The sequence below is a fragment of the Craterilacuibacter sp. RT1T genome (genome assembly GCF_023502145.1).
Lineage (GTDB): Bacteria > Pseudomonadota > Gammaproteobacteria > Burkholderiales > Chromobacteriaceae > Craterilacuibacter.
The window spans coordinates 1-1,757 of the sequence record NZ_JAMFLI010000025.1 but is presented as its reverse complement, the minus strand read 5'-3'; the positions used below and the strand labels follow the sequence as shown (position 1 = coordinate 1,757).

The following is a 1,757-nucleotide window of genomic DNA, read 5'->3' as shown; positions in this document are numbered from 1 at the left end:
TCTCGACGCACCGCGCTAAGAGCGTGTTCACGATCTCGCGAGCGAGGGCGAGACAAGGCGAAAACGGCTGAGAAAGCGGAATGTACAGGTGGTACATGAGCATTTCGAAGCTGTTTTTAACGCCGTATCGCCGATGCGCAGCAGATCGTGAACAGGTTCTAAGTGCCGGGCTTTATTCTCACGGTTTGGCGCTATGCCAAACCTGGTTGACACCATCGCCGCTGGTATCGCCCGGCTTCTGGTCTTGCACCCAGCGGTACAGCGGCCGGCCTTTATAGGCCCACTGCCGGTTGCCGTCTTCACGCACTACCGCAGAAAAATCACCGCTAGGCACATCGTCGGCCACAACCAGTAGCGGCGGCCAGTTAGCAGCACAAGGCCCATTGCATACGCTTTTAGCCGAAGCCGGCACATCTTTATCGAATACATACAGGGTCATGCCCTGCCCATCGGTCAGTACGCCGGCAGCAGTTTTGGGCGGGGCCGCCTCGACACTACCGGCAAGCAGCAAAGAAATCAGCAGCAAACGGGTTTTCATCACAAACTCCTTCTGTTTACCATGCAGCGGGTGCCGGAAAGGCACACTGGATTGATGCTAGTACAGTACAAGAGTCCCCATGCATAATGCAGGCCGTACCCGACAAAAAGCCCGTCGCACTGCGACGGGCTTTTGTTGGGCGGGCTTAGAGCGTGTTCACGCTCTCGCGAGCGAGGGCGAGACAAGGCGAAAACGGCTGAGAAAGCAGAATGTACCGGTGCTACATGAGCATTTCGAAGCTGTTTTTAACGCCGTATCGCCGATGCGCAGCAGATCGTGAACAGATTCTTAGTGCTCCACGCCCTTGACCAGCTCTTCCACCACCTTCTTGGCGTCACCGAACACCATCATGGTCTTGTCCATGTAAAAGAGTTCGTTGTCGAGGCCAGCGTAGCCCACGCTCATCGAGCGCTTGACCACGATCACGGTACGCGCCTTGTGCGCTTCCAGAATCGGCATACCGTAGATCGGGCTGGCCTTGTCCTTCAGCGCGGCCGGGTTGACCACGTCGTTGGCACCGATCACCAGCACCACGTCGGTGTTGGAGAAGTCGGAGTTGATCTCTTCCATCTCCTGCACCTGCTCGTACGGCACTTCGGCTTCGGCCAACAGCACGTTCATATGCCCCGGCATCCGCCCGGCCACCGGGTGGATGGCGTAGCGCACATTGACGCCCTTCTCGGTCAGGATGTTGGCGAATTCCTGCAGCGCATGCTGGGCGCGCGATACCGCCAGGCCGTAGCCCGGCACGATGATCACGCTGTCGGCGTTGCTCATCAGGAAAGCCGCATCTTCAGCCGAACCGGACTTGTAGTTCTTCGGGCCGGAAGCCGCGCCGCCACCGGCGGCGGCTTCGGCACCAAAGCCACCTAACAGCACCGAGACGATGGAGCGGTTCATCGCCTTACACATGATGTAGGACAGGATGGCACCGGAAGCGCCGACGCAAGCACCGGCAATGATCAGCACCGGGTTGTTCAGGGTAAAGCCGATACCGGCTGCCGCCCAACCCGAGTACGAGTTCAGCATCGACACCACCACCGGCATGTCGGCGCCGCCGATCGGGATGATCAGCGTCACCCCCAGCACCAGCGCAACCGCCACCATGGCGAGGAAGGCGGCGTGCGCGTCGGTCACGAAGTACACCACGCCAAAGCCAACCATGGCGATGGCGAGTACCAGGTTCAGCAAGTGCTGGCCGGAGAAGGTCACTGCCTTA

The 1,757-nt window shown here is 59.4% G+C and carries 2 protein-coding genes; both read right to left on the bottom strand.

The window, feature by feature from the left end:
* Window positions 1-178: 178 nt before the first annotated feature.
* A complete protein-coding gene (locus tag M3P88_RS15775; RefSeq protein ID WP_249616947.1) occupies window positions 179-538 on the bottom strand; it encodes a COG4315 family predicted lipoprotein in 360 nt (119 codons plus the stop codon).
* 288 nt (window positions 539-826) lie between these two features.
* A partial coding sequence (locus tag M3P88_RS15770) for an NAD(P)(+) transhydrogenase (Re/Si-specific) subunit beta (RefSeq protein WP_249616946.1) occupies window positions 827-1,757 on the bottom strand: 931 nt, incomplete at its 5' end.

Excerpts from the sequence above, each read along its gene's own strand:
- M3P88_RS15775 (WP_249616947.1), bottom strand. The coding sequence starts at position 538 with ATGAAAACCCGTTTGCTGCTGATTTCTTTGCTGCTTGCCGGTAGTGTC.